This is a genomic window from Neobacillus sp. plas4 (assembly GCF_057221695.1).
On record NZ_CM170152.1, the window covers coordinates 4,252,513 to 4,279,165 of the forward strand.

At 38.0% G+C, this 26,653-nt stretch carries 29 protein-coding genes; 2 read left to right on the forward strand and 27 right to left on the reverse strand.

From position 1 onward, the window contains the following. Nucleotides 1-94: 94 nt before the first annotated feature. The 14 genes from AC2TFD_RS21395 to AC2TFD_RS21460 all read right to left on the reverse strand — a co-directional run bounded on the left by AC2TFD_RS21395 (nt 95) and on the right by AC2TFD_RS21460 (nt 13,148). On the reverse strand, nt 95-1,876 hold the full coding sequence (locus AC2TFD_RS21395; protein ID WP_335518645.1) for an ATP-binding protein: 1,782 nt from the start codon (nt 1,874-1,876) through the stop codon (nt 95-97). Further along, nucleotides 1,873-2,589 carry a response regulator gene (locus tag AC2TFD_RS21400; protein WP_335518648.1) on the reverse strand — a complete coding sequence of 239 codons (717 nt, stop codon included), beginning with the start codon at nt 2,587-2,589 and terminating at the stop codon, nt 1,873-1,875. Before AC2TFD_RS21400 ends, AC2TFD_RS21395 begins: the two co-directional genes overlap by 4 nt. A 162-nt stretch (nt 2,590-2,751) precedes the next feature. Further along, complete coding sequence (ccsB, locus tag AC2TFD_RS21405; RefSeq protein WP_484673922.1) at nt 2,752-3,936, reverse strand: c-type cytochrome biogenesis protein CcsB; 1,185 nt, start codon at nt 3,934-3,936, stop codon at nt 2,752-2,754. Further along, nucleotides 3,937-5,568, reverse strand: coding sequence for a cytochrome c biogenesis ResB family protein (locus AC2TFD_RS21410; RefSeq protein WP_335567290.1), 1,632 nt, complete (start codon nt 5,566-5,568; stop codon nt 3,937-3,939). Between the two features lie 22 nt (nt 5,569-5,590). After that, nucleotides 5,591-6,115, reverse strand: a complete 525-nt coding sequence (gene resA / locus AC2TFD_RS21415) for a thiol-disulfide oxidoreductase ResA (RefSeq protein ID WP_335517413.1) — start codon at nt 6,113-6,115, stop codon at nt 5,591-5,593. Nucleotides 6,116-6,220: 105 nt separating this feature from the next. Further along, entirely contained in the window at nt 6,221-6,958 is a 738-nt protein-coding gene (gene rluB, locus AC2TFD_RS21420; RefSeq protein WP_335517416.1) for a 23S rRNA pseudouridine(2605) synthase RluB, read from the reverse strand. 198 nt (nt 6,959-7,156) lie between these two features. Beyond that, nucleotides 7,157-7,693: a spore maturation protein gene (locus tag AC2TFD_RS21425; protein ID WP_335517419.1), complete on the reverse strand. Its 537-nt coding sequence runs from the start codon at nt 7,691-7,693 to the stop codon at nt 7,157-7,159. Nucleotides 7,694-7,698: 5 nt separating this feature from the next. Beyond that, nucleotides 7,699-8,286, reverse strand: a complete 588-nt coding sequence (locus tag AC2TFD_RS21430; RefSeq protein ID WP_335517422.1) for a nucleoside recognition domain-containing protein — start codon at nt 8,284-8,286, stop codon at nt 7,699-7,701. Further along, the gene (locus AC2TFD_RS21435) at nt 8,279-9,424 is read right to left on the reverse strand and encodes a D-alanyl-D-alanine carboxypeptidase family protein (RefSeq protein ID WP_335517427.1); all 1,146 of its coding nucleotides are present in this window, start codon (nt 9,422-9,424) and stop codon (nt 8,279-8,281) included. The genes AC2TFD_RS21430 and AC2TFD_RS21435 overlap by 8 nt, the downstream gene beginning before the upstream one ends. Before the next feature lie 301 nt (nt 9,425-9,725). Continuing rightward, nucleotides 9,726-10,616 carry a superoxide dismutase gene (locus tag AC2TFD_RS21440; protein ID WP_335517430.1) on the reverse strand — a complete coding sequence of 297 codons (891 nt, stop codon included), beginning with the start codon at nt 10,614-10,616 and terminating at the stop codon, nt 9,726-9,728. A gap of 122 nt (nt 10,617-10,738) precedes the next feature. Next, nucleotides 10,739-11,227: a YpuI family protein gene (locus AC2TFD_RS21445; RefSeq protein WP_335517434.1), complete on the reverse strand. Its 489-nt coding sequence runs from the start codon at nt 11,225-11,227 to the stop codon at nt 10,739-10,741. A 33-nt stretch (nt 11,228-11,260) separates the two neighbouring features. After that, nucleotides 11,261-11,680, reverse strand: a complete 420-nt coding sequence (locus tag AC2TFD_RS21450; protein ID WP_335517437.1) for a hypothetical protein — start codon at nt 11,678-11,680, stop codon at nt 11,261-11,263. A gap of 120 nt (nt 11,681-11,800) precedes the next feature. Further along, nucleotides 11,801-12,388, reverse strand: a complete 588-nt coding sequence (gene scpB, locus AC2TFD_RS21455; RefSeq protein WP_335517441.1) for an SMC-Scp complex subunit ScpB — start codon at nt 12,386-12,388, stop codon at nt 11,801-11,803. After that, on the reverse strand, nt 12,375-13,148 hold the full coding sequence (locus AC2TFD_RS21460) for a segregation/condensation protein A (protein ID WP_420489106.1): 774 nt from the start codon (nt 13,146-13,148) through the stop codon (nt 12,375-12,377). Before AC2TFD_RS21460 ends, scpB begins: the two co-directional genes overlap by 14 nt. Nucleotides 13,149-13,348: 200 nt before the next feature. Here AC2TFD_RS21460 and AC2TFD_RS21465 point away from each other — a divergent pair, with 200 nt between their 5' ends. Both AC2TFD_RS21465 and AC2TFD_RS21470 read left to right on the forward strand, forming a co-directional pair. After that, nucleotides 13,349-13,441 carry a YjcZ family sporulation protein gene (locus AC2TFD_RS21465; protein WP_335409098.1) on the forward strand — a complete coding sequence of 31 codons (93 nt, stop codon included), beginning with the start codon at nt 13,349-13,351 and terminating at the stop codon, nt 13,439-13,441. A 102-nt stretch (nt 13,442-13,543) separates the two neighbouring features. Continuing rightward, nucleotides 13,544-14,062, forward strand: coding sequence for a DUF309 domain-containing protein (locus tag AC2TFD_RS21470; RefSeq protein WP_335517446.1), 519 nt, complete (start codon nt 13,544-13,546; stop codon nt 14,060-14,062). Nucleotides 14,063-14,084: 22 nt separating this feature from the next. Here AC2TFD_RS21470 and AC2TFD_RS21475 read toward each other — a convergent pair whose 3' ends face one another. From AC2TFD_RS21475 to deoB, 13 genes are all read right to left on the reverse strand, one after another. Beyond that, nucleotides 14,085-14,435 carry a GNAT family N-acetyltransferase gene (locus AC2TFD_RS21475; protein WP_335517452.1) on the reverse strand — a complete coding sequence of 117 codons (351 nt, stop codon included), beginning with the start codon at nt 14,433-14,435 and terminating at the stop codon, nt 14,085-14,087. Between the two features lie 367 nt (nt 14,436-14,802). Beyond that, a complete protein-coding gene (lysA, locus tag AC2TFD_RS21480) occupies nt 14,803-16,107 on the reverse strand; it encodes a diaminopimelate decarboxylase (protein ID WP_335512348.1) in 1,305 nt (434 codons plus the stop codon). A gap of 149 nt (nt 16,108-16,256) precedes the next feature. Continuing rightward, a complete protein-coding gene (locus AC2TFD_RS21485) occupies nt 16,257-17,741 on the reverse strand; it encodes a spore germination protein (RefSeq protein WP_335512349.1) in 1,485 nt (494 codons plus the stop codon). Continuing rightward, nucleotides 17,704-18,303 (reverse strand): stage V sporulation protein SpoVABEA, encoded by a 600-nt coding sequence (gene spoVAEA / locus AC2TFD_RS21490; protein ID WP_335512352.1) that lies wholly within the window; start codon nt 18,301-18,303, stop codon nt 17,704-17,706. The genes AC2TFD_RS21485 and spoVAEA overlap by 38 nt, the downstream gene beginning before the upstream one ends. Before the next feature lie 119 nt (nt 18,304-18,422). Next, complete coding sequence (locus AC2TFD_RS21495) at nt 18,423-18,845, reverse strand: stage V sporulation protein AB (RefSeq protein ID WP_335512350.1); 423 nt, start codon at nt 18,843-18,845, stop codon at nt 18,423-18,425. Continuing rightward, entirely contained in the window at nt 18,835-19,455 is a 621-nt protein-coding gene (locus tag AC2TFD_RS21500; protein ID WP_335512351.1) for a stage V sporulation protein AA, read from the reverse strand. The genes AC2TFD_RS21495 and AC2TFD_RS21500 overlap by 11 nt, the downstream gene beginning before the upstream one ends. Before the next feature lie 639 nt (nt 19,456-20,094). After that, nucleotides 20,095-20,853: an RNA polymerase sporulation sigma factor SigF gene (sigF, locus tag AC2TFD_RS21505; protein WP_335568391.1), complete on the reverse strand. Its 759-nt coding sequence runs from the start codon at nt 20,851-20,853 to the stop codon at nt 20,095-20,097. A gap of 12 nt (nt 20,854-20,865) precedes the next feature. Beyond that, complete coding sequence (gene spoIIAB / locus AC2TFD_RS21510) at nt 20,866-21,306, reverse strand: anti-sigma F factor (RefSeq protein WP_335511544.1); 441 nt, start codon at nt 21,304-21,306, stop codon at nt 20,866-20,868. A 1-nt stretch (nt 21,307) separates the two neighbouring features. Beyond that, complete coding sequence (gene spoIIAA, locus AC2TFD_RS21515) at nt 21,308-21,658, reverse strand: anti-sigma F factor antagonist (RefSeq protein WP_335511542.1); 351 nt, start codon at nt 21,656-21,658, stop codon at nt 21,308-21,310. 241 nt (nt 21,659-21,899) lie between these two features. Further along, nucleotides 21,900-23,069 (reverse strand): D-alanyl-D-alanine carboxypeptidase family protein, encoded by a 1,170-nt coding sequence (locus tag AC2TFD_RS21520; protein WP_335511540.1) that lies wholly within the window; start codon nt 23,067-23,069, stop codon nt 21,900-21,902. 127 nt (nt 23,070-23,196) lie between these two features. Beyond that, complete coding sequence (locus AC2TFD_RS21525; RefSeq protein WP_335511538.1) at nt 23,197-24,501, reverse strand: pyrimidine-nucleoside phosphorylase; 1,305 nt, start codon at nt 24,499-24,501, stop codon at nt 23,197-23,199. Nucleotides 24,502-24,538: 37 nt separating this feature from the next. Then, nucleotides 24,539-25,357, reverse strand: coding sequence for a purine-nucleoside phosphorylase (locus AC2TFD_RS21530; RefSeq protein ID WP_335568393.1), 819 nt, complete (start codon nt 25,355-25,357; stop codon nt 24,539-24,541). A gap of 13 nt (nt 25,358-25,370) precedes the next feature. Next, on the reverse strand, nt 25,371-26,555 hold the full coding sequence (deoB, locus tag AC2TFD_RS21535) for a phosphopentomutase (protein ID WP_335511535.1): 1,185 nt from the start codon (nt 26,553-26,555) through the stop codon (nt 25,371-25,373). Nucleotides 26,556-26,653 lie beyond the last annotated feature (98 nt).

Below are 26,653 nucleotides of genomic sequence, written 5' to 3' on the forward strand. Positions count from 1 at the left end.
AAAAACCCATCCCATGGATGAGTTTAACGTTTTTAATCTAGTGCTTCCGCAGGTAAATGTTTCCCGTGAATCAAGAGAAATCGCCATTTTTTTCTTATTTTCGTGGAAGCAAGAAGGTAAATGTCGTTCCTTGTCCAATTTTACTGCGCACAGATATATGCCCTCGATGTGCATCAATGATATGCTTTACAATAGCAAGTCCCAATCCTGTACCAGATCTTCCTCTCGTACGGGCCTTATCAGCTTTATAAAAACGCTCAAATACAAATGGTAAATCTTCTTCTGGTATACCTGAACCAGAATCGGATACTTCTACTTTAATGCCGAAATCATCTCTTTTAACAAGTAATATAACTGAACCGCCATGCGGAGTATGTCTTATGGCATTATCGATTAAATTGGTAAGTACTTGTTCAATCCGATCTGGGTCAAATAAAATCGGAGGAATGTCTTTCTCTAAATCAGCACTTAGATGTATTTCATTTTCCCTTACAAGCCCTTGAAATTTATGAACAATTCGATTCATAAACGATTCTAAGTTAACCTCATCTAGCGTTAATTGAATATGGCCAGCTTCCATTCTTGCGAGATCGAGAAGCTCATTGACAAGGCGGCCCATTCGCAATGATTCGTCATAAATGACCTTCGCCATTTCTTTTTTCTCTTCCTGGGATTCTGCAATATCATCTACAATGGCTTCACTATAGCCCTGTAACATTGAAATCGGTGTTCTAAGCTCATGAGAAACATTTGCAATAAAGTCTTGTCTCATTTTTTCTAATACTCGTTCTTCCGTCATATCTCTTAGGACAGCTACAGCTCCCCGAATAAAACGGTTACTGTATAGCGGGCTGACTAGAATAACCCAATGACGGCCTTGAAGAGAAATCTCCCCGGCTTGCTCTGTCTCCGTATCCACCGCTTGTTGAAAAAGCTTCATCGCTTCTGTTGGAATTTCGTCTGAGGCAGTACCAGTCCCACCTTTTTCATAGTACCAATATTGTAAAAATCGGTCCGCAGGAGGATTGGTGATTAAGATCGTCCCATCACGGTTGAAAGTAATAACTCCATCTGCCATACTGCTTAGGATACTTGCAAGCTGCTCCTTCTCCTGACTAAGAGCATTCATATTGAACTTTAACTGCCGACCCATTTGGTTAAACGCTGTGGCCAGTTCCCCAATTTCGTCATGCGTTAAAATTGGTACTTTCGTATCAAACTTACCTCTTGCCACTTCGAAGGCTGCTTCCCTCATTTTCCTTAATGGTTCAGTAATCCTTGTAGATAAAAAGAATGCAAAAATAGTGGTTAAGATGATTGCAACACCCGCAACGAGTAATATAAAATTAGTCGTTGAATGTGTCGTTTCTTGAACTACCTCTAAGGATTGATAGATGAAAACCGCACCATTTTGTTCATCATCCATGTGCAGCGGTACCCCGATTATCGAATATTTCGCATTATTTTTTTCTGTTTGACTTGTTGGAAGTTTTGAAACCTTTTCAACTGTTATATCTTCCACAAAGACCTTCGATAATTCTTCGTCATTACGTATTTCGGATACAGAAAGTTTTACTGAGTTTTCAGAGTTAGGCGAGAAATATATTTCATTTTTATTTTTAATAATAACCAACTTGGTAACATCGTCGATAATTTCCCATGAGATTTCTAAGCCCAAGGGGAATTGCTCATCTGGATGATTTTCCAACACTTTTGCTATTTTCTCAGCCTGATGAGTTAGAGTATTTTTGGTTTCCGTAATATTGTTATTCTCGAAGAATTCTAAGAGCATGACAGTTAAGATGAAAAGGATAAAGGCAACCAAAAATATGATAGTAAGCCAAAGCTTACCAACTACACTCCGTAAAAAGGTCATTCATTAACTACCTCAAATTTGTAGCCTACTCCCCAAACTGTTACAATCATTCTTGCAGCTTGCTCAGAGACTTTATTTAACTTTTCACGCAAACGTTTAACATGTGTATCAACCGTACGAAGATCGCCAAAAAATTCATAATGCCAAACTTCTTTCAATAATTGCTCACGGTCAAACACCTTATCAGGCGATTTTGCAAGGAAATATAGTAATTCATATTCTTTTGGAGTTAAGCTTACTTCCTTACTATCTGCCAAAACTCTATGTGCATCATTATCAATTGTTAAATGAGGGAAAACAATTACATCCTTAGATGTGGTCTCTGTTTGAAGATAACTAGTTTGAGAAGCTCTTCTTAACAAGGCTTTAACACGCAGGACAACTTCCCTTGGACTAAATGGTTTAACAATATAGTCATCCGTACCGACTTCGAATCCCTGTACACGGTTAACCTCTTCACCCTTAGCTGTTAACATGATAACTGGTGTAGCTTTCTTCTCTCTTAATTCACGACAAACCTCTATGCCATCTTTTCCGGGCATCATTAAGTCTAAAAGGATTACATCATAATCATTTGCAATCGCCTTCGTTAACGCTTCATTTCCATCCTCTGCTTCATCAATTATATATTCTTCACGCTCTAAATACATTTTTAACAAACGACGAATTCTTTCCTCGTCATCAACTACTAAAATTTTCACGTCTTTATCCATTATTAATCCCCCCATGCAGTTATTTTACAAAATGCGACTATTTTAATCTATACATATTAGAAATTGTCCATATAAATAGTGTCAAATTTTTGACAACTAAACTAAATAATTTAAAAAAAAAGCCTTAACTCTAAAAGTAAAGGCTATAAATTTTATATCGTTTTACCCAGCGTATGAATGAAGTCCTGCAATGACAAGGTTTACCGCTACCAAGTTAAACATAATGATCACAAAACCAATTACTGCAAGCCATGCAGACTTTTCACCATGCCATCCCTTTGATAAACGAAGGTGTAAAAAGGCTGCGTAAAACAACCAAGTAATTAATGCCCAAACCTCTTTTGGGTCCCAGCCCCAAAATCGGGTCCATGCGATTTGTGCCCAAATCATTGCAAAAATCAATGCACCTAAAGTAAAAACCGGAAATCCAATCAATACAGAACGATAGCTTATTTCATCGACAAAATCCAGGTTAATGTTTTTAACTAAGGGCTGGAGTGCTGCAGAAATCCGCTTTCTTAAAATTAATCTTATTAAACCATAAAGAATTAATCCACCAATAAATGACCAAATAACTGAATTTAATTTCTTTGCATTTATTAGTGCAGGCATTTCAACAAGCGGTTCAAACTTCCCTTCCGTTAGTAACTCCCATTCATGAGGTCCTGTAATCGCTGGCATCGTATATTCCATTTTTGCCTCGAGATCGTTCTTATTGATCCAATTAAATTCTGCTTTATAATCCATAGCTGAAAATAGAGTAGATACAAGAACAAATCCCAATGTTGTTACTAAACCAAACATTACCACTTCAAGCCAAAATGTTCGCTTACTCGCTTTAGATTGGTCAATAACCTTTACTAGATAAATTAATCCTGCTGCAAAGCTTATTGCCAGAATGGCTTCTCCTAAAGCTGCTGTTGTAACATGAATATGGAGCCAGTCACTTTGTAATGCAGGTATTAACGGCGATATATCTCTTGGAAACATGCTGGCATAAGCAATGATGAGTATGGCAACTGGCATGGTAAACAAGCCAAGAAGAGGTGTCCGATAAATAAAATAAATAACAATGAATGCACCAACAAGACATAATCCAAAAAAGGTTGTAAATTCAAATAAATTACTAACAGGTGCATGTCCTGCTGCAATCCATCTTGTAATAAAATATCCCACCTGAGAAACGAAGCCCACAATGGTTAAAAAGACAGCGATTTTACCCCACCGATTAGTATTTTTCTTTTCTCCAGTATCCTTCTTAGCCTTTATAGCTCCACCAAAGAAGAGGGTCGCAATTAAATAAAGAATAAATGCAATATAAAGTAAATTACTACTTAGTGTTACCAACTAGACACCCTCCTTATCCATTTCTACTCTTTGAATTTGATCATCAGGAATATTAATTTTCGTTTCAGATAGTGCTGTTTCAATTTCTTTTTTTAACCCATACCAATTTTTATTCGTATGAGCAGCAATCCAAGTTTCTCCATTTTTGGTTTGCACCCAAATTCTACGATGGTTCCAGTAAGCTCCTTGAATAACACCAATCATAAAGATAATACCGCCCAGAACAATAATCCAAATGGTCAAGTCTTTACGCACGGTTAACGCTGTAACATTTTTGGTTTCAATACCTTTGAAAGCCATTTTATATTGGTTATCACCCAAAGGCTCAATGGTTTGTTGAATGGCAACAAAACTGGTTTCTCCTTCAGGGGCTTCTGGTGAAATCATTTTGAAAACAAAAGCAGGATTATTGGGTATCCGTGATTTTGTTGTCGGCTCCCCGCTTTCTGCAAATTCAAAGTCTGGGAAAAAGCTCAACACTTCAACCCTATATCCATTCCCCAAGTCATATTTTGGTTCTGGGTCATAAAGACTTATTTTTACGTCTCCAAATGTTTTGCCAGTTTCTTTATTTGTTAATGAGAAGGACATTGTGTTCAATTCATCGAGTTTGTAGTCTACTTGATATAATGCAAACTGTTCAAATTTTAATGGTTGATTTACTCGAATTTTGTGCTCTTTCACCTTTTCTAATTCCGGCTGTTCCCCAGGTATTGCTGGACCCACTCTTTTATAAAGTACTGCGTTAGTTTGATAATTTTTAACAACCATTCCTGCACGATCTATTGCAGCTTCGAATGTTTTGTCTTCTTCCTTATTGTAATTTTCTAAGATAAACTTTTCATTAGCCACATAATATTGCCCATCTGTTTCAGGGACAACTTTTGTTTCGCCTTCACGAAGCCATAGAACTTTATCTATATACATTCCAGGAACAAATCGCAGCATACCGCCAATTAAAAAGATGATTAATCCAACATGGTTCACATATGGACCCCATCGTGAAAAACGACCTTTTTCAGCAAGCAAATCTCCATTTTCTTCTCTCACATTGTATCGTTTAGACTCTAAGCGCTGTTTCACTACTTCTAAGTCATTTTTATCAACATTCTTGCTTATTCCAAACAAACGTTGACGCTTTAAAAATCCTTCGTGTCTCGTTACTCTTTGTGCTTTTAGTGCTTTATACAATGGTACAACCCTGTCTAAACTACATATGACAAGAGAAATACCTATCATCGCTATTAATACCAAATACCACCAAGAACTATATAAATTATTCAAGCCTAATTCATAATATAATGCTCCAAACCAGCCATACTGATCTTTGTAGTATTCTGCTGCAGGCATCGTTGGCGGTATGTACATTTCCTGAGGAAGAATCGTCCCAGCTGCCGAAGCAACTAAGGTGATAACGATCAGCCACACACCCACCTTTACGGAAGAAAAAAAGTTCCATATTTTATCAACAATGGACTTATTATATGTTTGTGAGCGGCGTGCACTGCCTTCATACCGCATATCCAGCAGTGATTTACCTTCTGACTGTTCATCTAGGACTTTTCCGCATGCCTCACACAATACGGTTCCATGTGGATTAACATGGCCGCATTCACATTTAACATCTTTCATTGCTAAAACTCCCTACAACCCCTTAAGGTTTAATTTTCTCCATGTACTCCTTTACCGTTCTTTCAGTCATCGTTCCTGTATGGTATTTAACCACTTTCCCATCCTTATCAATCAAAAATGTTGCAGGCAGTGGATTTATGCCATACGCTGTTTGAACCTGTCCGTCTGTATCAATTACAATTGGAAAATCTAGTTTCTTGCGTTCTGCAAAATGATTAACAGCTAATTCTGACTCACTGACATTAACCGCCAACACTTGGACCCCACTATCTTTGAAATGGTTATATTGATTATTTATATAAGGCATTTCTGCTTCACACGGCTTACACCAAGTTCCCCAGAAATTTAAAAATACACCCTGACCTTTATAATCAGAAAGCTTATGCTTCTCACCATTCATATCAACCAAGGCAAAGTCTGGAGCTTGTTTCCCCACTTCTACTTTCATACGGTTATCCTTTGTCAGGTTGGCATATAGTGTGTAGGTAACGGCTGCAGCAAGAATAACTAGAATGGTCGTCCTCATTACTAATCGCCGTTTTTTCATTGTTCTTCCCTCCCTGAAAGTTCAATAAATCGTCACAATTCTTCTAAATTATATCACTTATCACTGCAACTATAGTAAAAACAATCAACTGCAAATGTGACATCTTTATGAATTTTTTTTAGTAGACTCTAATGATAATCCTCGTAATAGCTTTACCTCATGATGTGTTAACTGTCTAGCTTCCCCAGCTGATAAACCATGCAATGTTAAAAAGCTATATCGCTCACGTTTTAGCTTTAGCACTTCATGCCCAATTGCTTCAAACATTCTCCTAACTTGACGATTCCGTCCTTCATGAATGGTTATTTCAATAATTGAAGTTTGCTTTTGCTTATCAGCTGAAAGTATTTTTACTTTCGCCGGGGCAGTTTTTCCATCTTCAAGATGTATTCCTCTTTCTAACTTTCTTAAGCTTTCTTTTGAGGGAATTCCCTTTGTTTTCGCAACATAAACTTTATCAATTTGATTGCGGGGATGCATGAGTAAATTCGCAAACTCCCCGTCGTTCGTTAACAGTAATAATCCCGAGGTATCGAAATCTAGTCTTCCGACTGGAAAAATTCTTTCTTGAATGTATGGGAAGAAATCAGTTACGACCTTTCTTCCTTTATCATCGCTAACACTGGAAATAACACCGCGTGGTTTATATAAAAGGAAATAAACAGGTTCCTCTTTTTCAATCTGAATCCCATTCACTTCAACTCTGTCAGAGTTTGTGACTTTTATCCCAAGTTCTGTAACAATTTTTCCATTAACTTTGACCTTACCTTCTTTAATTAGCTCTTCTGATTTTCTTCTTGATGCGATTCCTGCTCGTGCAATAACTTTTTGTAATCTTTCCACTATGATCCACCTCAGCTGTTTACCTTATTTGGAGTTATGGGTGACAACACCACAATTAACCTAGGAAACAAATTTGTTATACTTTCCTACTGAATTATGACACATTATCGCCCTTTTTCAAAGCAAGGGCTATTTTATCCAGAAAAAATAAAAAAAGCGGGCTCCTATTTTTACCAGTGGAACCCGCTTTCTATACAGCTACTTTGATCCAAATACAAATACCACTACAAAAATAGCTGCGATAATCCCAACTAAATCTGCAAGAAGTCCAACTTTTAGTGCATCTCCCATTTTTTTGATCCCAACGGCACCGAAATATACGGTTAGGACATAAAAAGTAGTATCAGTACTCCCTTGCAATACCGAGGCAAGTCTTCCAATAAAGGAATCCGGTCCATAGACAGCAATTAAGTCACTAGTCATACCAAGTGCAGCCGTTCCAGAGATGGGTCTAATTAAAATCAGGGGAACGATTTCAGCTGGAACTCCAATTGCTTCCATTGCAGGTCTAATCCAATTCATTAGTGCTTCTAAAGCACCTGATGCACGAAAAACAGTAATCGCTACAAGCATACCTACAAGAAACGGAATAATGGAGACAGCAATTTTGATCCCCTCTTTCCCGCCTTCAACAAAGCTCTCATACGTTGGAACTTGTTTAAATGTTCCATATAAGAGAATAAAACCGATTAAAACTGGAATAAATCCAAGGGAAATAAGCGAAAGAAGTTCCATTCTATTCATCCTTTACGACGTCGTCGATTATAAAAATACCGGTCAATCATTACAGCACCAAGCATGGAGATTATGGTTGCAATTAATGTTGGTACAACTATCTCAGTTGGGGAGGCAGAATGATAATTCATTCGAATCGCAATTACGGTTGTAGGAATAATTGTTATACTCGCAGTATTAATGGCCAAAAAGGTAACCATGGACCTGCTTGCTGAATTCTTCCCGCCATTTAATTGTTTTAGCTCCTCCATTGCTTTAATACCAAGAGGTGTAGCAGCATTTCCCAATCCAAACATATTCGCAATCATATTTGACAATATATACCCCATTGCAGGATGATTTGATGGTACCTCAGGAAATAACCTGCTCACTAAGGGGCGAAATAGCTTTGCCAATTTTTTTAACAAACCAGATTCCTCAGCAATCCGCATCATTCCCAGCCAAAATACAAGAATGCTAATCAACCCAATACAAAGCGTCACTGCTTCCTTCGCCCCATCAAATATTGCCTTATTCACTTCTTCCAGTGTCCCGTTGATTATGGCGAAGATAATGCCCACTATCGTCATAAAAACCCAGATATAGTTAACCATTTAGTTTCACACCAATAAGTGATAGAAAAATATCTTTTAACGAATCCAATAGTCCCTTCTTCTTCTCAGGACTTCCCTGATAGTATATTGGCGTTTCTCTTACCACTTTTCCATCAAGGAAAACTTGTGCCTTTCCAACAGCCTCCCCATTATGGTTTGATTCGTTCCAATCTTCATCAGGCTTATTCAGTTTATATTTTATGGAAAACAAGTCCATTTCTTCATCCGTTGCAGGGTATACAACACTGTTTTTTAAATATAGATGTTTTTGATAAAGCTTATTTGTTTTGATATCTAGTTTCCCTTTTGACAACACTTCCGCCATATCATAGGTTTTAAAAGCATTTTCATACATAGCAATATGATCGTTCCAGTCATCCGGTGCATTTAGAGTTACGGCAATTAATTTCATGTCCCCGTTGGCCGCTGTAGTAACAAGGGTTCTTTTTGCACGTTTTGTATACCCAGTTTTACCGCCAGTCGTATATTTGTATTTTGTAAGTAACCGATTTTTGTTTTTCCACTCGCGATCCCAATTTTCGGTGGGATTTGGCGCTTTATACTGCTTCGTTCCAGCTATTTTTTTGTATGTTTTATTATTCATAGCATACCTAGTCAATAGCGCCATGTCATAGGCTGTTGAATAGTGGTCTTCATGGTCATCAAGTCCATGTGGATTGGAAAAATGTGTATTTAGCATACCTATTTCTTTCGCTTTCTGGTTCATCATATAAACAAACCCATCTAAGCCTCCTCCGACATGTTCGGCAATGGCCACTGCTGTGTCATTCCCTGACCTTAACATTAAGCCATATACTAAATGCTCGAGCTGGATTTTTTCCCCTGGCTTTAAGTAAACGGACGAACCTTCTGCTCGAGTAGCTTGTTCACTTACTTTCACTAATTCATTCATTTTACCCGATTCGATTGCAAGAATCGCAGTCATTATTTTTGTAATACTTGCGATCCTCCTTTTTGTGTGGGCATCTTTCTCAAATAGGATACGCCCAGATTCTTGCTCCATTAGAACTGCACCTCGTGCACTTATGGAAACGGAAGCATCCACCTGTTGAGGAATGTTTGTAATGAATAGTGAGACCATGAGGGCAAATATGACTGGCTTCCAAATTATTCTCATAAGTTTACCTCGTCCCCTTCTTTAACAATTCTAGCTTCAGCGCCTAGGGGCTCGGGTTCATAAACCAATCCGTCAAGAAGGTAAAGATCGACCTTCTCGCCGGCTTGTCTTAGGCCTGTCGCCCCTGGGCACTAAGGAAAGCTCCTTAGAGTAATCCTAAAAGAACAAGCTATGCTTGTTCCGAAGGCGCTTCCGCTTTTCTGAGACTAGCTTTCTAAAATTTTATGCAGGACAAGGCATGATATGACAATTTGTCTTTAAAAATGAAAAGACAATCAGCTTCATGCTGACTGTCTTAAGGTTAAAATGCTGGCCATTTAATCTCAGAAGCTTTATCAAATCTCATTTCTACATCATTCCAGTTTACAAGATTCCACCAACTGTCTACATAGCCTCCCCTGTTATTTTTATACTGGAGATAATAAGCATGCTCCCAAACATCTAGGACAAGAAGTGGAATGGTATCCCATTGCGTTAACAACATATGTCTTTCTGACTGCAATACCTCAAGATGCCTCGCCCTGGGTGACCATACGAGGATTGCCCACCCGACCCCTTCTACCTGTTTTGCGGCTTCTGAAAATTGCTTTTTAAATTTATCGAAACTGCCAAAATACTGGTCAATTTCCCTTTTAAGAAGACCCTGAGGGCTGCCTCCGCCCTTAGGAATCATGTTTTTCCAAAAGATCGTGTGCAAGTAATGTCCTGACCCATGAAATGCTAATTCGCGTGACCAATGCTTAATGAGGGAAAAATCATTGCTTTCTCTTGCCTTCTTTAGGCTTAATTCGGCCTTGTTTAATCCATCTACATAGGAGCGATGGTGCTTATCATGGTGCAGCCTCATGATTTCTTCCGAGATATGAGGTTCAAGTGCATTGTAGGCATATGGAAGCTCTGGTAGTTTATGCCCCCCCGGAGGGACTGACTTATTCTCAACCCAGATAGTCCCGGTGCCTTGTTTACGGGAAAAATAATTTTCCATTTGTTCATGAATTTCCTCAGCTTTTGACTGAAGACTGAGCATGTCATGATCGCTAAGTGATTGACTTGTATTTTCTATCAGCTCAGTGAAATGTTCAAGCTGGTCCCATAACTCTAAGTTATCCTTTAGATTATCTGAACTTAGAAATCGTTTCATTTCCTCATTCCATTCAAAAATTTCATGAACGTACTCACTAAATCGATTCATGTTCATCACATCCTTTATTTTGAATCTAACTAAAAGGTATGAAAAAGATCATGGATGTATGAACAACTGAAGGTTATCCAAACAAAAAACTGACCTTATAAAGGACAGTTTATTTTTTATGGTTATTTTGTTTGGGTCATTTTAGTTCGATAATCTGTTCCATAATATTCAAGTTCTTCTCTAAATCCCTGAAAGTCGCCCTCGAGTCCACTTACTAAATTGTGAATACTTGCAGGCACGCTTTTATAGAATTTAATTGAATTCTTTCCGGTATATGCAGATCGACTATCCTCAAACCACGCATCATTTTTAGGTGAGAAAAATTCCTCGATACAGTGATGAAAAATTCGAAAAAGGATTTTTTCAGCAGCTGCTTTTTGAAATGGCACGCTCTGCAAGATGACTGAACATGCCTCGAAGCCTTCTTCACAAAAAACCAACAGTTTTCTTAAATTCGATAAGATTAATTTATAATAGTTCTCATCACCTGTTACCTGTTGTTTCATTTGTGAAATAGTTATTTCATTTAAAAAAGCTTCTAATGTACGATTTGTAGAGGATAAAAATCCTGCAACATCTTTTAGCTGCGTTTTAACTAGTGAATTTTCCATCCTTACACTCCTCTAAGTTCTTTTTAGCCCTTACTATCTCGTTTGTATAATATAGTCAAGCGGGGAACGGAGTTCAAATTTATTATTTTGCTTTACAGAAAGCACGACATCAGTTAATTTATCAAAATCTATATCTTGAAAATAAGATGTAAATTCTGGTTTAGAGTTAATATATAACCGCTTTCTATTGCGCAAACCCGGATTCTTTATTAAACACACCAAGGCTACAATATCCTTAAAAGTAACTTGGATATTGTCTTTTGTCAAAATTGGGTCTTGTTGATAAGGAGTGAATTCTTGGATAAATTCATCAAAATATCGTACATATAAAACATGTAGTGTCTTTTCCTCGGAACCGTCGATAAAGGTTACTACACTTCTATTAAAGAAGTCCTCTGAGGTATTTGATTTTTCCTTTTCTAATTCGTACCCAGCACATTCTTTTATGAACAAATAAATCAATCCCCTTTAATCATTAACTAAGTCTTCTAATTCCTTTGAAATATATTCCTATTTTATCACAATTAGTAAGAATTGTTTTGATTTTGGCTGTGTTAAATTTGTCTGTTGATTTTAAGTATTAAACGTATCTTGAAACTTTTCAAAAAATAGATCTGCTTCTTCCTGAACATATTCTTCTTCGACTCTATCAGGGAGTGCAGGGAGTTCCTCAATGTTTTTCAAACCAAAATAATCAAGAAACTCCTTAGTGGTTCCATATAGGTAAGCTCTTCCTGTCCCTTCAGCCCTCCCCACTTCTTTTATCAATGCCTTAGACATTAAGGTATGAAGTGGTCTTTCTGTTTTAACTCCACGTATCTCTTCAATTTCAGTCCGAGTAATGGGCTGTTTATATGCAATAATCGCTAATGTTTCCAAAGCTGCCTGGGACAAAGCTGAAGTATTAGGTGAATCAACCAGCCTTTTTAAGTAGGCCGCATTTTCTTTTTTTGTGGCTAGCTGATACGTACCAGCGAGTTCAACGACCATGAGTCCCCGATCGGTGTTTTTTTCATAAGCTTGTATCAATTCTTCAATAATTTCGCTGGCCTTTCGTTCTTCTATCTCTAGGACCTCTGCCACATGCTTTAAGGTAAGTCCTTCATCACCAGCCGCAAATAAAAGACTCTCTAAGATACTATGCCACTTAATTAACTCCAAACCCTCTCTCTCCTTCCTTTACAGAATAAACAAAGATATCACCAAAGTTCTCCTGTTGCTCTACATCTATTTCATTTCTTTTAATAAGCTCTAATACTGCCAAAAACGTGATTACGATATGTTCTTTAGCAGGTATGCTAAATAAATCATAAAAATTTTTACGTCCTGTTAAATTTTTTAACTCACTCATGATTTCAGTCATTCTTGTTTCAATCGATATTTCTTGTCTCGTTATCTTCGTAGACAATGGTCTTTGCAGCTTTTTTCTTCGTAATAGTTTTTGGAGAGCAGCCAACATATCATAAAGGGTAACATTTAATTCCGTTTTTTCTGGCTGCTTGTCCTTTGCCAAATCAGAAAGGTCACTCGGAGGTTTCGTATACATTAGTCCACGCTCTTCCTCTAATGACTTTAAATCAAGCGCGGCATCTTTGTATTTACGATACTCAATCAGCCTTTCAACAAGCTCATCCCTTGGGTCTTCTTCGTATCCCATTTCTGAATCAAATTCATCCACTTCTTCTTCATGCTTTGGTAATAACATTTTACTTTTTATTGCTAATAGAGTGGCTGCCATGACTAAAAACTCACTGGCAATATCCAATTTAAGTTCTGTCATAGTTTTTATATAGATTAGATATTGCTCCGTTATTTGGGCAACAGGAATATCATATATATCAATTTCAAGCCTATTTATTAGATGAAGCAGTAGATCCAATGGTCCTTCAAACGCATCAATTTTTACATTATAGTGTATCATCTTTCACCAGAACCCTTAAAGTAAATTTCATTTTAATTATGACTAGTATTAGTATAGAGGATTCATATAGCCTTATCCAATAGAAAATTCATTCATTCCTCATTTATTTAAAAAGTGATGTTGGCCCATAACACTGGACAAGGACCCTACATATGATGAGAGTGAAAAGAATAACAAAACAATATAGGAGGTTTTTGAATATGTCTGATGGCGGTTACGGTTTTGGCGGCGGTTTTGCATTAATCGTGGTTCTATTCATTCTGTTAGTTATTGTTGGTGCTTCTTGGTTCTAATAAAATAGAGCTAAAGCCAGGGCCTGCTGTTTTTTGATAGCGGGCTTTTTTCTTTGTAGGTATGCTAAACTGTACATATCATATGGAATGAGGTGGGATATTTTGTACCCAAAGGAGTATATTGAATTTTTAGCTCATTTTAATGGCGATCGTGATTATTTTGAATGTCATGAAATTTTAGAAGAGTTCTGGAAAGACTCAAACGAGAGGGAAAAGGATTCTATCTGGGTAGGACTTATTCTTTTGGCTGTATCGAGATATCATCACCGGCGGGGAAATTTTATTGGTGCTAATCGAACCTTGGAAAAAGCCATTACCATTTTATCGCTGAAGGCTGGCCACCAAGGCAATCTGGGGCTGGACTTGGGTATTTTATTTCCTCTTCTTTCAAAACTTCTTACACAAATCCAAAAAGAGGAAAGGTATCAAAGTATTAATTTGCCAGTTTCCGACCACATTCTTTTAAAAGCCTGTTTAAAGAAATGTAATGAATTAGGAATTATCTGGGAGCAAAATAGTAATCTTGAGGATGAATATATTGTGCATAAACATAAATTACGTGACCGGTCACCTGTAATAGTAGAGCGTATGAAAGCACTAAAAAATAAAGGCAGCGGTTAAGCACCGCTGCCTCATCTTAAAATTAGCAAAAATCACATTTTTCCACAAATGGTGCTGTGTTGTCATTTGCATTTATATCCTTATCAGGATACATATCCTTCAACGATTTAACCATTCTTTTCCCAACCCCTTGGTGACGATGTGACGGATTGACAGAAATATGCTGGATCAAAAGCGAAGAATCATGGTCATTCATTTGAACACCAATAAGACCGATAATATCTTCTTCCTTCCATAGAAAAAGCTGTAAATTCTCTTCTGTTTCATATTCCTTAATGGTTAATTGGAGTTTCTTTAAGTCCTTTTCAGTAGGCATAAAGGACAATAAGCCCATGGCTATTTTTTCGAATGTTTTCTTATAACGAATTAACATAATAGCTCCCTCATTATATTGAATAAACCCAGTTAGGGATAGTATATTTTTACCATCTTACACATAAATAAACAGTTTTATCTATAATATGTAGTCAATCAGGTAAAGTGTTTCATTATTGTCAATCATACATAATAAATGTTTTTCAATCAATCCCAATATTAATTATTATTTCGGAACAATAAAAACCCAATATATAATCCCCCAAATTAGTGCTAGTCCAAAAAGAATACCGAAAACGGTCCAATTACTTTTCTTCATCACAAAACCTCCAAAAGGATTTGAAGACGGTACATGAGTCATTCTACACTATCCGTAAAAAATAATCCATAATACAAATAAACCGCCGCACTACGCGGCAGTTTATTTACTTTAAAGGTAGATCTAACCGAATTAAATCTTCATATGTTTCTCTTCTAACCACAAGTGTCGCCATGCCATTTTCAACAAATACCACTGCAGGACGCGGGATGCGGTTATAATTATTGGCCATTGAATATCCATAGGCGCCAGTACAAAAAACAGCGAGAAGATCGTCTTCCTCTGTTTCTGGGAGTGGTAAATCCCAAATCAGCATATCGCCAGATTCACAACATTTACCAGCTATCGACACCTTATTCGTTGCCTCTGCTAACGGCCTATTAGCTAGTACTGCTTCATATTTCGCCTGGTAAAGAGCAGGTCTAATATTGTCACTCATTCCCCCGTCAACTGCTAGGTACTTTCTTACTCCAGGTACTTCTTTTGAAGAACCAATTTGGTAAAGTGTTGTACCTGCGTCACCTACAAGCGAACGGCCAGGCTCTATCCATATCTCAGGCATTTCCATGGAGTATTTCTCCACTAATTTCTTTACTTCTTTAATTATTTCACTAACATATTGTGAAGGTAATAGTGGTTCATCTTCACTTGTATAGCGAATTCCGAACCCTCCGCCAAGATTCAGGACTTTTGCTTCAAAATTAAAATCATTTTTCCACTGATTCAATTTTCCAACAATTTTTTCTGCAGCAAGCAAGAAACCAGTTGTTTCAAAGATTTGCGAACCAATATGACAATGTAAACCTAAAACTTTAAAGTTATTAAAGCGAAGAGCGGTACGTAACGCTTCCTCTGCCTGTCCATTTTGCAAATCAAATCCAAACTTTGAATCTTCCTGACCAGTTAAAATATAATCATGCGTATGTGCTTCAATCCCAGGAGTCACACGAAGTAGAATGCTTATGGTTTCACTTTTTTCTATGCATACTGTTTTTAAAAGCTCTAATTCATAGAAATTATCGACCACAACACAGCCAATTTTATACTCGAGGGCCATTTCTAATTCTTCTCTGCTTTTATTGTTTCCATGAAAATGTATCTTCTCAGCTGGAAAACCCGCCTTAATAGCCGTAAATAACTCTCCGCCAGAGACTACATCTAAAGATAACCCTTCCTCTTCAGCAAGTTGTAGCATGGCAATCGTCGAAAATGCCTTGCTCGCATATGCAACCTGCGCTTTAACTTTTTGCTCATCGAAGGTCTTTTTAAATCCCCTTGCTCTTTCTCTCATCAATGATACGTCATAAACATAGAGAGGAGTTCCAAATTGCTCGGCCAACTCTACTGCATCTACTCCGCCGATTTCCAAATTACCCTTGCCGTTTACCCCTGTTGTCCCGTAAAAATACATGTTCTTCCCTCTCTCCGTATAGACTGACTCTTAATTAGTATATGGTCAAGCATTAAAAAAGTAATAAATAAATAGACAGAATCCATAAAGGATACTGCCTATTTTGTTAATTTAAAAATACTTTAGCACACCAATGCCCTATTGCGCAATCATTTATTGTTAGGTGGCTGACGGTAACGATTTCTCGGATGAACAATACTTGGCCTAAGGATTGAACCAGGTACTGCCCGACGGAAAATGATTTGCAAAAACCCCTTTGGTTCAAACGGTAGGAACGGCCAAAAATATGGAGTATTAAAGGTACGAGTTCCAACTAGATGTATAAACAACAGAGTAGAACCAATAACGAATCCTGGTGTATGGAAGATTGAAACAAGTATCACCAAGACCATTCTTCCTATTTTATTTGCAACACTTAACTCATAACTTGGTGTGGTAAATGAACCGATACCCGCTATAGCAACATAGAGAATAACTTCAGGAACAAATAATCCAACGTCGATCGCAATTTGCCCAATCAAAACGGCGGCAATTAAACCCATCGCGGTTGATAGGGGAGTCGGTGTATGTATGGCCGCAATCTTTAAAAATTCAAGTCCAAAATCTGCTAATAGAATTTGAAGCACAATTGGTATATTCGTTTTTTCGTTTGGCCCGATAAACGACAGCCTTTCCGGCAGCATGGATGGTTCTAAGACGAACAACAGCCATAATGGAAGTAAAAAGATAGATGTTAAAATACCCAAAAAACGTGACCAGCGAACGAAAGTCCCCATTACAGGTGCTTCACGAAATTCTTCAGCATGCTGCACATGATGGAAATAAGTTGTTGGTGAAATGATAACACTCGGTGAGGTATCAACATAGATAACGACATGACCTTCTAGAATATGGGCAGCTGCGACATCTGCACGCTCCGTGTATCTTACTAATGGGTAAGGGTTAAATCCTTGTTTTAAAATAAACTCCTCAATCGTCTTATCTGCCATTGGGATTCCGTCAATTTTTATTGACTTCAGCTCTTTGCGAATAATATTTACTAAATCCGGGTCAGCGACATCCTCAAGATAGCCAATTGCGATATCTGTTTTTGAGCGTACCCCTACTTTTAATATCTCAAATCGAAGTCGTTCATCGCGAATTCTTCTTCTCGTAAGCGCTGTATTTAAAACAATGTTTTCTACAAATCCATCCCGAGAACCTCTTACAACCTTTTCAGTATCTGGCTCTTGCGGGTTACGGCCGGGATAGCTTCTGACGTCAACCCCCAGTGCGATCGTCGCCCCTTCAACCACTACTACAATCAATCCGGATAAAACCTGAGTGACCATTTCATCCAATGTTTTAATCTGCTGAACTGATTGATTAACGAGACGATTTTCGACGATTTTAAAAAGGTCTGCGGAAAGTTTTTCATGATCATTAATCGCAACTAATGATTCTACTATTTCTATGATATACCTGGTATCACATAATCCTGTCACCCAGTAAAAGTGTACATCTTTTTTTAATATTTTTAACTTACGAACACCGAAGTCAAAACTTACACCTAAACCAACCCGTTGTTTCATATAATGTTCAATTTCTTGCAGCGATTCAGGAATCGGCCAAGTTTGCTCGTTCTCTTTCGTCACGATATCTACTCCTTTCGAGTATTAGCTCAACCGCCTTTTTCGTAATGGGCGCCCCTCGTTCATAATCATCACGCCGAGCCATTTTTCCCACATCTCCAATTCCAACAATAATCGGAACATCTAATTCATCAAGGCAATAAACGGTATCTCCATTTAACCTGCCTATCTCGTGCTCTGGAATTCCGTGTTTATCAACACCATATGGCGTTATTTCCCCATCCCTATCGATGCTTACATCGATTTTTGTCCATTCGGCCTGATGGGTTTTGGCTGCAACAGCAATAACGCCTAAAACTTCTATATCCTTATGGGTAGCAACATATTTCAATGCCTGTTCCCCCGAACCTTCTCCAACCAGGCCACTGTCATCAAACATTACCAATACTGGGTCATTAGCAGCCTTTTTTATTAACATTACAAGCTCCTCACCAGTTAATACAGAGGGATTCCCCTGAGACATCGTAATACATCGCCCACCTACTTCATGGGCGACATGTTCGATTGCCCTTTTTGCATACTCATCTCCATCCGTAATTAATATAACCCGTCTGCGAATACTCATTCTGGTTGTCCTTTCTAAATCGGGATGCGGAAGACGCCTTCTAGAAAAAGCTAATGCTGTTTCTTCATGCGGGGCAATGCTTTCGAAGCTTGCCCTTTTGGAGTAAGACACTGCCGGTTTTAAAGGTGAACAAAATAAACCCATTGGAAAATTGATCCTACAATTTTCCCTAGAACAATCGCCATTATTAGGATGATGATCTTCCCATCAATTCCCAGCCTTTTTGCAAGCACAGGGAACACGTTTAATGCTTCTGTAAGCCCAGCTGCTAACATTCCAACAAAGACACCTCCGACTAATCCAAGAGGCATCATAAAATATGGAGATAGTGCTAATATCGGATCTCTTAAACTCGCCGCTACACCCGTTAACGCACCTAAAACTACACCCCATTCATAGTGCCGAATCATTTTCATTGTTTTTGTCAGCTGGGTAAGTCTAGGAATAATGCCTAGAACGGTTAAAAATGCTACAAAACCGGAACCAACGGCTAATCCACCTGCAAGCCCAATAAACATTACAGCAATTACTTTAATCGTCATTTGTACATTTCATACTTTCCTTATTTTCATGAATAATCACATAGTTATCTAAATCCATTTGATAGTTAAACATCTCAACTTCCAGGGGACTAGGTTCCTCGTTAATCCTTTTTTGAAATACATGATTGAAGAATAAGATCATCCCTAAACCTAAACCGATAGAATAGGGAATTTGAAAAATCCAAGGTTTTGAATCTTCGACGCCTGTAATGATTCTGTACAACTTTTCCTGAACACTCCGCATACTGACATCGTCATGAAAGTTCATAATCGCCATGGCTGAACCGAAAAATAACAAAAACCATATTAAGATGAAAAATGGAAAGGACATTTGTCTTTTCTTAAGGATCACTTCGATAATGGTTTGTGCCGGCCCGATGGTTTGAACTTCTACATCCTCAATTAAACTGGAAACCAATCTAATGATTCTCATAACATCAATGATGATAATATTTTTATCTTGTTCGGATATTTGGTGAACCTTCAAGTTTTCCAATTGTGGTACGATGGATTCTGGAGCTATGATTTGTGCAATATCCTTTAAATAAATACTCTCTTCCGGTTTAGCCAGAACACGGTTCCGCATGCGGATGTAGACTGTTTTTTCCAAAACATTCACTCCCCACACATTGATTTCTTTGTATAACTAGTATTAGCAAAAAATCTATCTTTACTATAAAAAGAACAGAAATGCAAAAATCGCCGGGCTAATTGTTACGATAATTTGGAGAGACTCGGTTTATCGGCACTATCCTCGGCTAATTGTTACGATAATTTGGGGAGAACGAGTTTATCGGCACTATCCTCGGCTAATTGTTACGATAATTTGGAGAGACTCGGTTTATCGGCACTATCCTGGGCTAATTGTTACGATAATTTGGGGAGAACGAGTTTATCGGCACTATCCTGGGCTAATTGTTACGATAATTTGAGGAGAACGAGTTTATCGGCACTATCCTAGGCTAATTGTTACGATAATTTGGGGAGAACGAGTTTATCGACACTATCCTGGGCTAATTGTTACGATAATTTGAGGAGACCGAGTTTATCGGCACTATCCTCGGCTAATTGTTACGATAATTTGGAGAGACTCGGTTTATCGGCACTATCCTGGGCTAATTGTTACGATAATTTGGGGAGAACGAGTTTATCGGCACTATCCTGGGCTAATTGTTACGATAATTTGGGGAGACCGAGTTTATCGGCACTATCTATTTTTAGCTGAACACGGCAAAAAAGACCGTTTGGATCAGAGATCCATACGGTCTTTCATTTGCTGCAGTATCTTTTTTTCGAGTCTTGAAACCTGAACTTGAGAAATTCCTAGCCTCACTGCTACTTCGGATTGAGTTTGATCCTTATAGTATCGTAAATAAACGATGAGCCTCTCACGTTCATCCAATTCTCGAATCGCTTCTTTTAAGGCAATTTTATCAAACCATTTTCCTTCATTTCCGTCATCAATTTGGTCTAATAACGTAATAGGGTCTCCATCATTTTCATAGACCGTTTCATGAATAGAAGAAGGTGTTCTACTTGCTTCCTGAGCAAGAATGACATCTTCAGGCGATAGCTGTAAATGCTCTGAAATTTCATTAACAGTTGGAATTCTTCCAAGTATTTTTGATAATTCATCCTTCGCCTTTCTAATTTTGTTTCCCATTTCCTTTAATGAACGGCTTACCTTTACCGTTCCATCATCACGAATAAACCTTTGGATTTCACCGATAATCATCGGAACTGCATAGGTAGAAAATTTCACATCATAGGAAAGATCAAACTTATCTACTGATTTCAATAATCCGATACAGCCGATTTGGAAAAGATCATCTGGATCATATCCCCTATTTAAAAACCGCTGAACAACGGACCAGACGAGACGCATATTTTTTTCAGCAATTAGATCTCTCGCTGCTTGGTCTCCGTCCTGACTTTTTTTAATAAGTTCTTTAACCTCATTGTCCTTTAAATACGTTTGCGCCTTATCTTTTTTGACCTCCACATCCATTGGCAAGTCTCCTTAATTGCATAGCATTTTGCTTGTGTGTAAATGCTTTTTTAGTCTTACTTCGGTTCCTTTACCTGGCTGTGTGAGAACCTCAACCTCGTCCATGAAATTTTCCATGATAGTGAATCCCATGCCAGATCTCTCTAAATCCGGCTTCGTTGTAAATAATGGCTGTCGAGCTTCTTCCACATCTACAATCCCTAATCCTGCATCTTTGATCGAAATATTGACGATATTATCTTCAATCGTAACCTGGATATAAACAATTCCATTTGGGTCATTTTCATAACCATGAATAATGGAGTTGGTAACTGCTTCAGAAACAACTGTTTTAATTTCAGTCAATTCGTCCATTGTAGGGTCGAGCTGCGCAATAAAAGCTGCAACAGTGACACGTGCAAATGATTCATTTTGACTTAAGGCACTAAATTGAAGATTCATCTGATTCTTCATCTCATGCCACCCCCAATCTTTGCAATGCAAACTCTTCTGTCGGTTCCAGCTTAATGATTTTAAACATCCCCGACATATCGAATAATCGTTGTATTGCAGGGGAAATCGCACAAACCACCATTTCACCATGCACTTGCTTTATTTGCTTGTAACGCCCTAAGATGACACCTAATCCAGAGCTATCCATAAAAGAAAGCTGTTCCAAATTTAGTACTATATGCCGAATATCATTTTTTTCTATTGCATTAGCAGCTTGTTCACGTAATTCGTCCGCTGTATGATGATCTAGTTCACCACTTAAACGCAAACATAAAACATCATGTTTTATTTCCATTTCAATGTTAAGACTCACTATCCCTAGCCTCCTTCATCTGGTATAGTGAGTCAATTCGTTACCGTTAGAGCATTCTCCTTCTATCAAGACAAAACTAGTTGATATTTGCTAAAAAAAGTTGGAATTCGACACGAAAATTGGAAGCGCCTTCGGAACAACCGCAGCTTGTTCCTGCGAAGATTATTCCAAGGTGCTTTCTTAGTATTCAGGGCTTATGCCCCCGAGCCCTAGGCGCTGGAACTGGACATTTAAAGAATGTTTATTTCCCAGCCTTGGTGAACATACCAAATGATCGCTTATAAAGCGTCCACCAGCCTGCCTCTTTCACATCATTTTTCGCAACTATCTCACTTTCAAGAACTACCTTTCCATCTTTCACGAGTTTTATGGTTCCTACTTTATCTCCTTTTTTAATAGGAGCATCAAGATTTTTATCAAGAGTAACTTGACGTTTTACATCCTCGGTTTTTTCACCTTTTTTAGTGAGTAAGGATAGAGGTTCGCTTGTAACAGCCTCTACTTTCTTGTCTTTTCCTTTATTCACATGAGCATTGCCAATCACTTGATTTCGTTTGAACATAGGATGTGTTTGATATTGGGCAAACGCAAAGTTAAGCATCTTTGTTACTTGGGCATTTCTTTCTTTGGAGGTTGGTGCTCCAAAAACGACTGCAATGACACGCATGCCATCCTTTTGAGCAGTTGCTGTCAAACAATATTTTGCCTCAGCTGTGAAACCTGTTTTAAGACCATCTACCCCCGGATAGAAGCGAACTAATTTATTGGTATTAACAAGCCAGAATTTTTTGTCTGTATTCTCACGAAGATATGCCTCATACATACCAGTAAACTTTGTGATGTCTTCATATTTTAGTAGTTCCTTGGCCATTATAGCCATATCATGGGCGGAACTATAGTGACCGCTTCCAGGTAAGCCTGTTGTATTTTTAAAAACAGTATTCTTTAATCCAAGTTCTTTTACTTTGTCATTCATCATGTCAACAAATGCTTCTTCTGATCCGGCAATTTTTTCTGCCATCGCTACAGAAGCGTCATTTCCTGAACCAATCGCAATGCCTTGGAGCATTTGTTTTACAGTCATTTCTTCCCCAGGTTCAAGGAAAATTTGTGAGCCTCCCATTGACGCAGCATACTCACTTGTTCGAACACTTTCATCCCATTTGAGTTTTCCTTGATCTATTGCTTCCATAATAAGCAGCATGGTCATAATTTTAGTCATACTTGCAGGTGGAAGCTCTTCATTACTATTTTTCTCATAAAGAATTTGACCTGTATCACGCTCAATTAAAATCGCTGATCTTACATTGTCTGTGATGTCACTACTCTGTTTTTCTTCTGCAGTTACGGGTGATATCCATACACTTGTTAATAACAAGGCTATTACTAGTAAAGAGATATATCGTTTCATTGGCATAACCCTCCATTCTTTATATAGATTCCATTTTTTCCAATTCCAACAACTTTATACAGTATTTTCCTGTTAATAAAATAAAAAAGTCCAGGAAAATATTCCTGGACTTTCTGCTTTCCTTATACTATTCTGTTATTTCCCCATGAATGAGGAGTGGTGCTTCCACTTTGTTAGTAGAAAGAAGAATGTTTTCATATAATTTTTCTTTAACTTGTTTAACATCTTCAAAATTACTATATATCGTCACTAACGATTCGCCTTTCTTCACTTGATCGCCGATTTTCTTTCTAAGAACTAGCCCTACAGCTAAATCAATAACAGAATCCTTTGTAGCTCTTCCTGCCCCTAAAATCATTGCAGCTGTTCCTACTTCATCCGCAACAATTTCAGAAACGTACCCATCTTCCTTTGCTTCTAATTCGAATGTAAACTGTGCCTGCGGCATTTTAGAAGGATCATCAACGATTGAATCGTCTCCACCTTGTGAGCGTAAGAAAACCTTTAATTTTTCCAGTGCAGATCCATCTTTAATCACGTTTTCTAACAATGTGCGCGCTTCAGCTAATGAGCTTGCCTTTTCAGCTAAGTAAACCATATGACTGCCAAGCGTTAAACAAAGCTCTGTTAAGTCCTCAGGACCTTCCCCTTTTAAGGTATCAATCGCTTCCTTCACCTCAAGAGCATTCCCAATTGCATATCCCAGCGGTTGACTCATATCAGAAATAACCGCCATCGTTCTTCTTCCAACCTTGTTTCCGATACCTACCATTGCTTTTGCTAATTCTTTTGAATCATCCAGTGTTTTCATAAATGCACCAGCACCTGTTTTCACATCTAAGACAATAGCGTCAGCTCCAGCAGCAATTTTTTTGCTCATGATGGAGCTTGCAATTAATGGAATACTATTTACTGTGGCTGTAACGTCTCTTAACGCATATAGTTTTTTATCAGCAGGGGTTAAGTTTCCGCTTTGACCAATTACTGCAATTTTGTTTTTGTTTACCAGTTCAATAAATTCCTCGTTCTCTATTTCAACGTGGAAACCATTCACGGCTTCTAATTTATCGATGGTTCCGCCAGTGTGTCCTAAACCACGACCTGACATCTTTGCTACAGGAACCTCCAATGCTGCAACGAGCGGTCCAAGTACAAGTGTTGTTGTATCCCCAACCCCTCCAGTAGAATGTTTATCCACCTTAATTCCTGCAATTTGTGAAAGATCAATTTGATCGCCTGATTCGACCATTGCCATGGTTAAATCTGCTCTTTCTTTTTCAGTCATTCCTTTAAAAAAGATAGCCATCATTAAGGCACTGACTTGGTAATCTGGAATCGATCCGTCTGTATATCCGTTAATAATAAATTTTATTTCTTCTGCAGTTAGTTCATGTCCATCTCGTTTCTTTTCAATCAAGTCCACCATTCTCATCTATATCACCACTTATTTAGATTTATATTTCAGGTTATTATCCGATTGTTTTAACAATTTCTTTGATATACGAAAGGAAATTTGCTTTCACTCTTTCTGTCGTTTCGATTACTTCCTCATGTGATAAAGGTTGATCAAGAATACCTGCAGCCATATTCGTAATACAAGAAATTCCTAAAACCTTCAAACCACTATGCCGAGCTACAATTACTTCAGGGACTGTTGACATTCCCACAGCGTCTCCGCCGAGAGATCTAACCATCCTAATTTCCGCAGGCGTTTCATAAACTGGTCCTGAAAACCCAAAATAGACGCCTTCTTTTACATTGATATTTAAACGGCCCGCTATTTCTTTAGCAGCAATCCTTAATTCTTTGGTATAAGCCTCAGACATATCTGGGAACCGTGGACCAAATTTCGAATCATTCGGGCCAATCAGCGGATTTGTTCCTGTAAAATTAATATGATCATTAATTATCATGAGATCTCCTGCTTCAAAGCTCTCATTCACCCCTCCTGCAGCATTGGTGACGATTAACATTTCGACTCCTAATTCCTTCATAACACGAACAGGGAAGGTTACTTTATCCATTCCATATCCTTCATAAAAATGGAAACGACCTTGCATCGCTACCACTTCTACACCCTCCAAAATTCCAAAAACCAATTGACCGGCATGGCCTTCAACCGTTGAAATTGGGAATTCAGGTATTTCATTGTATGGAATTTTGACTGGATTTTCAATTTCATCTGCTAGAACACCTAGGCCTGAGCCTAAAATAAGGCCGATTTTGGGTGTATTGGTATATTTCATTTTTAAAAATTCAGTTGCATTTTGGGTTTTTTCGATTGTCATTTTCATCCCTCTTTTATATCAATTCATTTAAAAAACTTTTTCCGAAGTTTGGCATTTTTACATTAAAATTCTCTGCAATAGTTGCACCAATGTCAGCAAATGTTTCTCTAATCGGTAATTCTTTTCCTGCAGTCATATTCAATGAGTAAATAAGCAATGGCACATATTCTCGTGTATGGTCTGTTCCAGGTGCAACTGGATCATTTCCATGATCAGCGGTAATGACTAACAAATCGTCTTCTTTCATCTTTGCAAATACTTCTGGAAGGCGGGCATCATATTCTTCAAGTGCTTTTCCATACCCTTTAGGGTCGCGGCGGTGTCCATACAGAGCATCAAAATCAACCAAATTTAAGAAGCTCATTCCTGTGAATTCCATATCAAGGGTTTGGACTAGCTTATCCATACCATCCATATTGGAAATAGTCCTAAGTGACTGAGTGACTCCTTCCCCATCATAAATATCAGAAATTTTTCCTATAGCAATAACATCTAACCCAGCATCTTTCATTTCATTCATTACTGTTCTATCAAAAGGTTTTAATGCATAGTCATGACGATTAGCCGTTCTTTTAAAATTACCTGGTTCTCCCAAGAATGGACGAGCAATGACACGGCCTACCATATATTTTTCATCAAGTGTTAACTCTCGAGCAATTTTACAAATTTTATATTGTTCTTCGAGTGGAATAATGTCTTCATGAGCTGCTATTTGAAGCACTGAATCTGCTGACGTATAGACAATCAATGCCCCCGTTTTCATATGCTCTTCCCCTAGCTCATCAAGTATTTCTGTTCCACTAGCTGGTTTATTTCCAATAATCTTTCTGCCGGTGCGTTTCTCTAATTCAGAAAGGAGTTCATCTGGAAAACCATCCGGGAATACACGAAATGGCGTCTGAATATTCAAACCCATAATTTCCCAATGACCTGTCATCGTGTCCTTACCATTTGATGCCTCCATCATTTTTGTATAGTAAGCCAATGGTTTTTCGGCTTTTTCAATCCCCTTAATTTCACGGATATTGCTCAAACCTAATTTCCCCATATTTGGCATATTTAGACCATTCATTGCTTCTGCAATATGACCCAATGTGTCCGCACCTTTATCACCAAATTTATCTGCATCCGGTGATTCTCCAATTCCTACGGAGTCCATTACGATAACAAAAATTCGTTTATATGTAGGTAAAGTCATACGAGTCTTCCTCCTTTTTCTATGGTGAATGTTTCTCTAATCATTAATAATAGATTGCCCTTATAAAAATGGGATTATGATTATCTTAATAAATTTAA

Coding starts and splice junctions, on each gene's coding strand:
- AC2TFD_RS21395 (WP_335518645.1), bottom strand. CDS start 1,876: ATGACCTTTTTACGGAGTGTAGTTGGTAAGCTTTGGCTTACTATCATA.
- AC2TFD_RS21400 (WP_335518648.1), bottom strand. CDS start 2,589: ATGGATAAAGACGTGAAAATTTTAGTAGTTGATGACGAGGAAAGAATT.
- AC2TFD_RS21410 (WP_335567290.1), bottom strand. CDS start 5,568: ATGAAAGATGTTAAATGTGAATGCGGCCATGTTAATCCACATGGAACC.
- resA (WP_335517413.1), bottom strand. CDS start 6,115: ATGAAAAAACGGCGATTAGTAATGAGGACGACCATTCTAGTTATTCTT.
- AC2TFD_RS21425 (WP_335517419.1), bottom strand. CDS start 7,693: ATGGAACTTCTTTCGCTTATTTCCCTTGGATTTATTCCAGTTTTAATC.
- AC2TFD_RS21430 (WP_335517422.1), bottom strand. CDS start 8,286: ATGGTTAACTATATCTGGGTTTTTATGACGATAGTGGGCATTATCTTC.
- AC2TFD_RS21435 (WP_335517427.1), bottom strand. CDS start 9,424: ATGAGAATAATTTGGAAGCCAGTCATATTTGCCCTCATGGTCTCACTA.
- AC2TFD_RS21440 (WP_335517430.1), bottom strand. CDS start 10,616: ATGAATCGATTTAGTGAGTACGTTCATGAAATTTTTGAATGGAATGAG.
- AC2TFD_RS21445 (WP_335517434.1), bottom strand. CDS start 11,227: ATGGAAAATTCACTAGTTAAAACGCAGCTAAAAGATGTTGCAGGATTT.
- AC2TFD_RS21460 (WP_420489106.1), bottom strand. CDS start 13,148: ATGATACACTATAATGTAAAAATTGATGCGTTTGAAGGACCATTGGAT.
- AC2TFD_RS21465 (WP_335409098.1), top strand. CDS start 13,349: ATGTCTGATGGCGGTTACGGTTTTGGCGGCGGTTTTGCATTAATCGTG.
- AC2TFD_RS21475 (WP_335517452.1), bottom strand. CDS start 14,435: ATGTTAATTCGTTATAAGAAAACATTCGAAAAAATAGCCATGGGCTTA.
- lysA (WP_335512348.1), bottom strand. CDS start 16,107: ATGTATTTTTACGGGACAACAGGGGTAAACGGCAAGGGTAATTTGGAA.
- spoVAEA (WP_335512352.1), bottom strand. CDS start 18,303: ATGAGTATTCGCAGACGGGTTATATTAATTACGGATGGAGATGAGTAT.
- AC2TFD_RS21495 (WP_335512350.1), bottom strand. CDS start 18,845: ATGACGATTAAAGTAATTGCTGTAATGTTTATTGGGCTTGCAGGTGGA.
- sigF (WP_335568391.1), bottom strand. CDS start 20,853: ATGGATGTGGAGGTCAAAAAAGATAAGGCGCAAACGTATTTAAAGGAC.
- spoIIAB (WP_335511544.1), bottom strand. CDS start 21,306: ATGAAGAATCAGATGAATCTTCAATTTAGTGCCTTAAGTCAAAATGAA.
- AC2TFD_RS21520 (WP_335511540.1), bottom strand. CDS start 23,069: ATGAAACGATATATCTCTTTACTAGTAATAGCCTTGTTATTAACAAGT.
- AC2TFD_RS21525 (WP_335511538.1), bottom strand. CDS start 24,501: ATGAGAATGGTGGACTTGATTGAAAAGAAACGAGATGGACATGAACTA.
- AC2TFD_RS21530 (WP_335568393.1), bottom strand. CDS start 25,357: ATGACAATCGAAAAAACCCAAAATGCAACTGAATTTTTAAAAATGAAA.
- deoB (WP_335511535.1), bottom strand. CDS start 26,555: ATGACTTTACCTACATATAAACGAATTTTTGTTATCGTAATGGACTCC.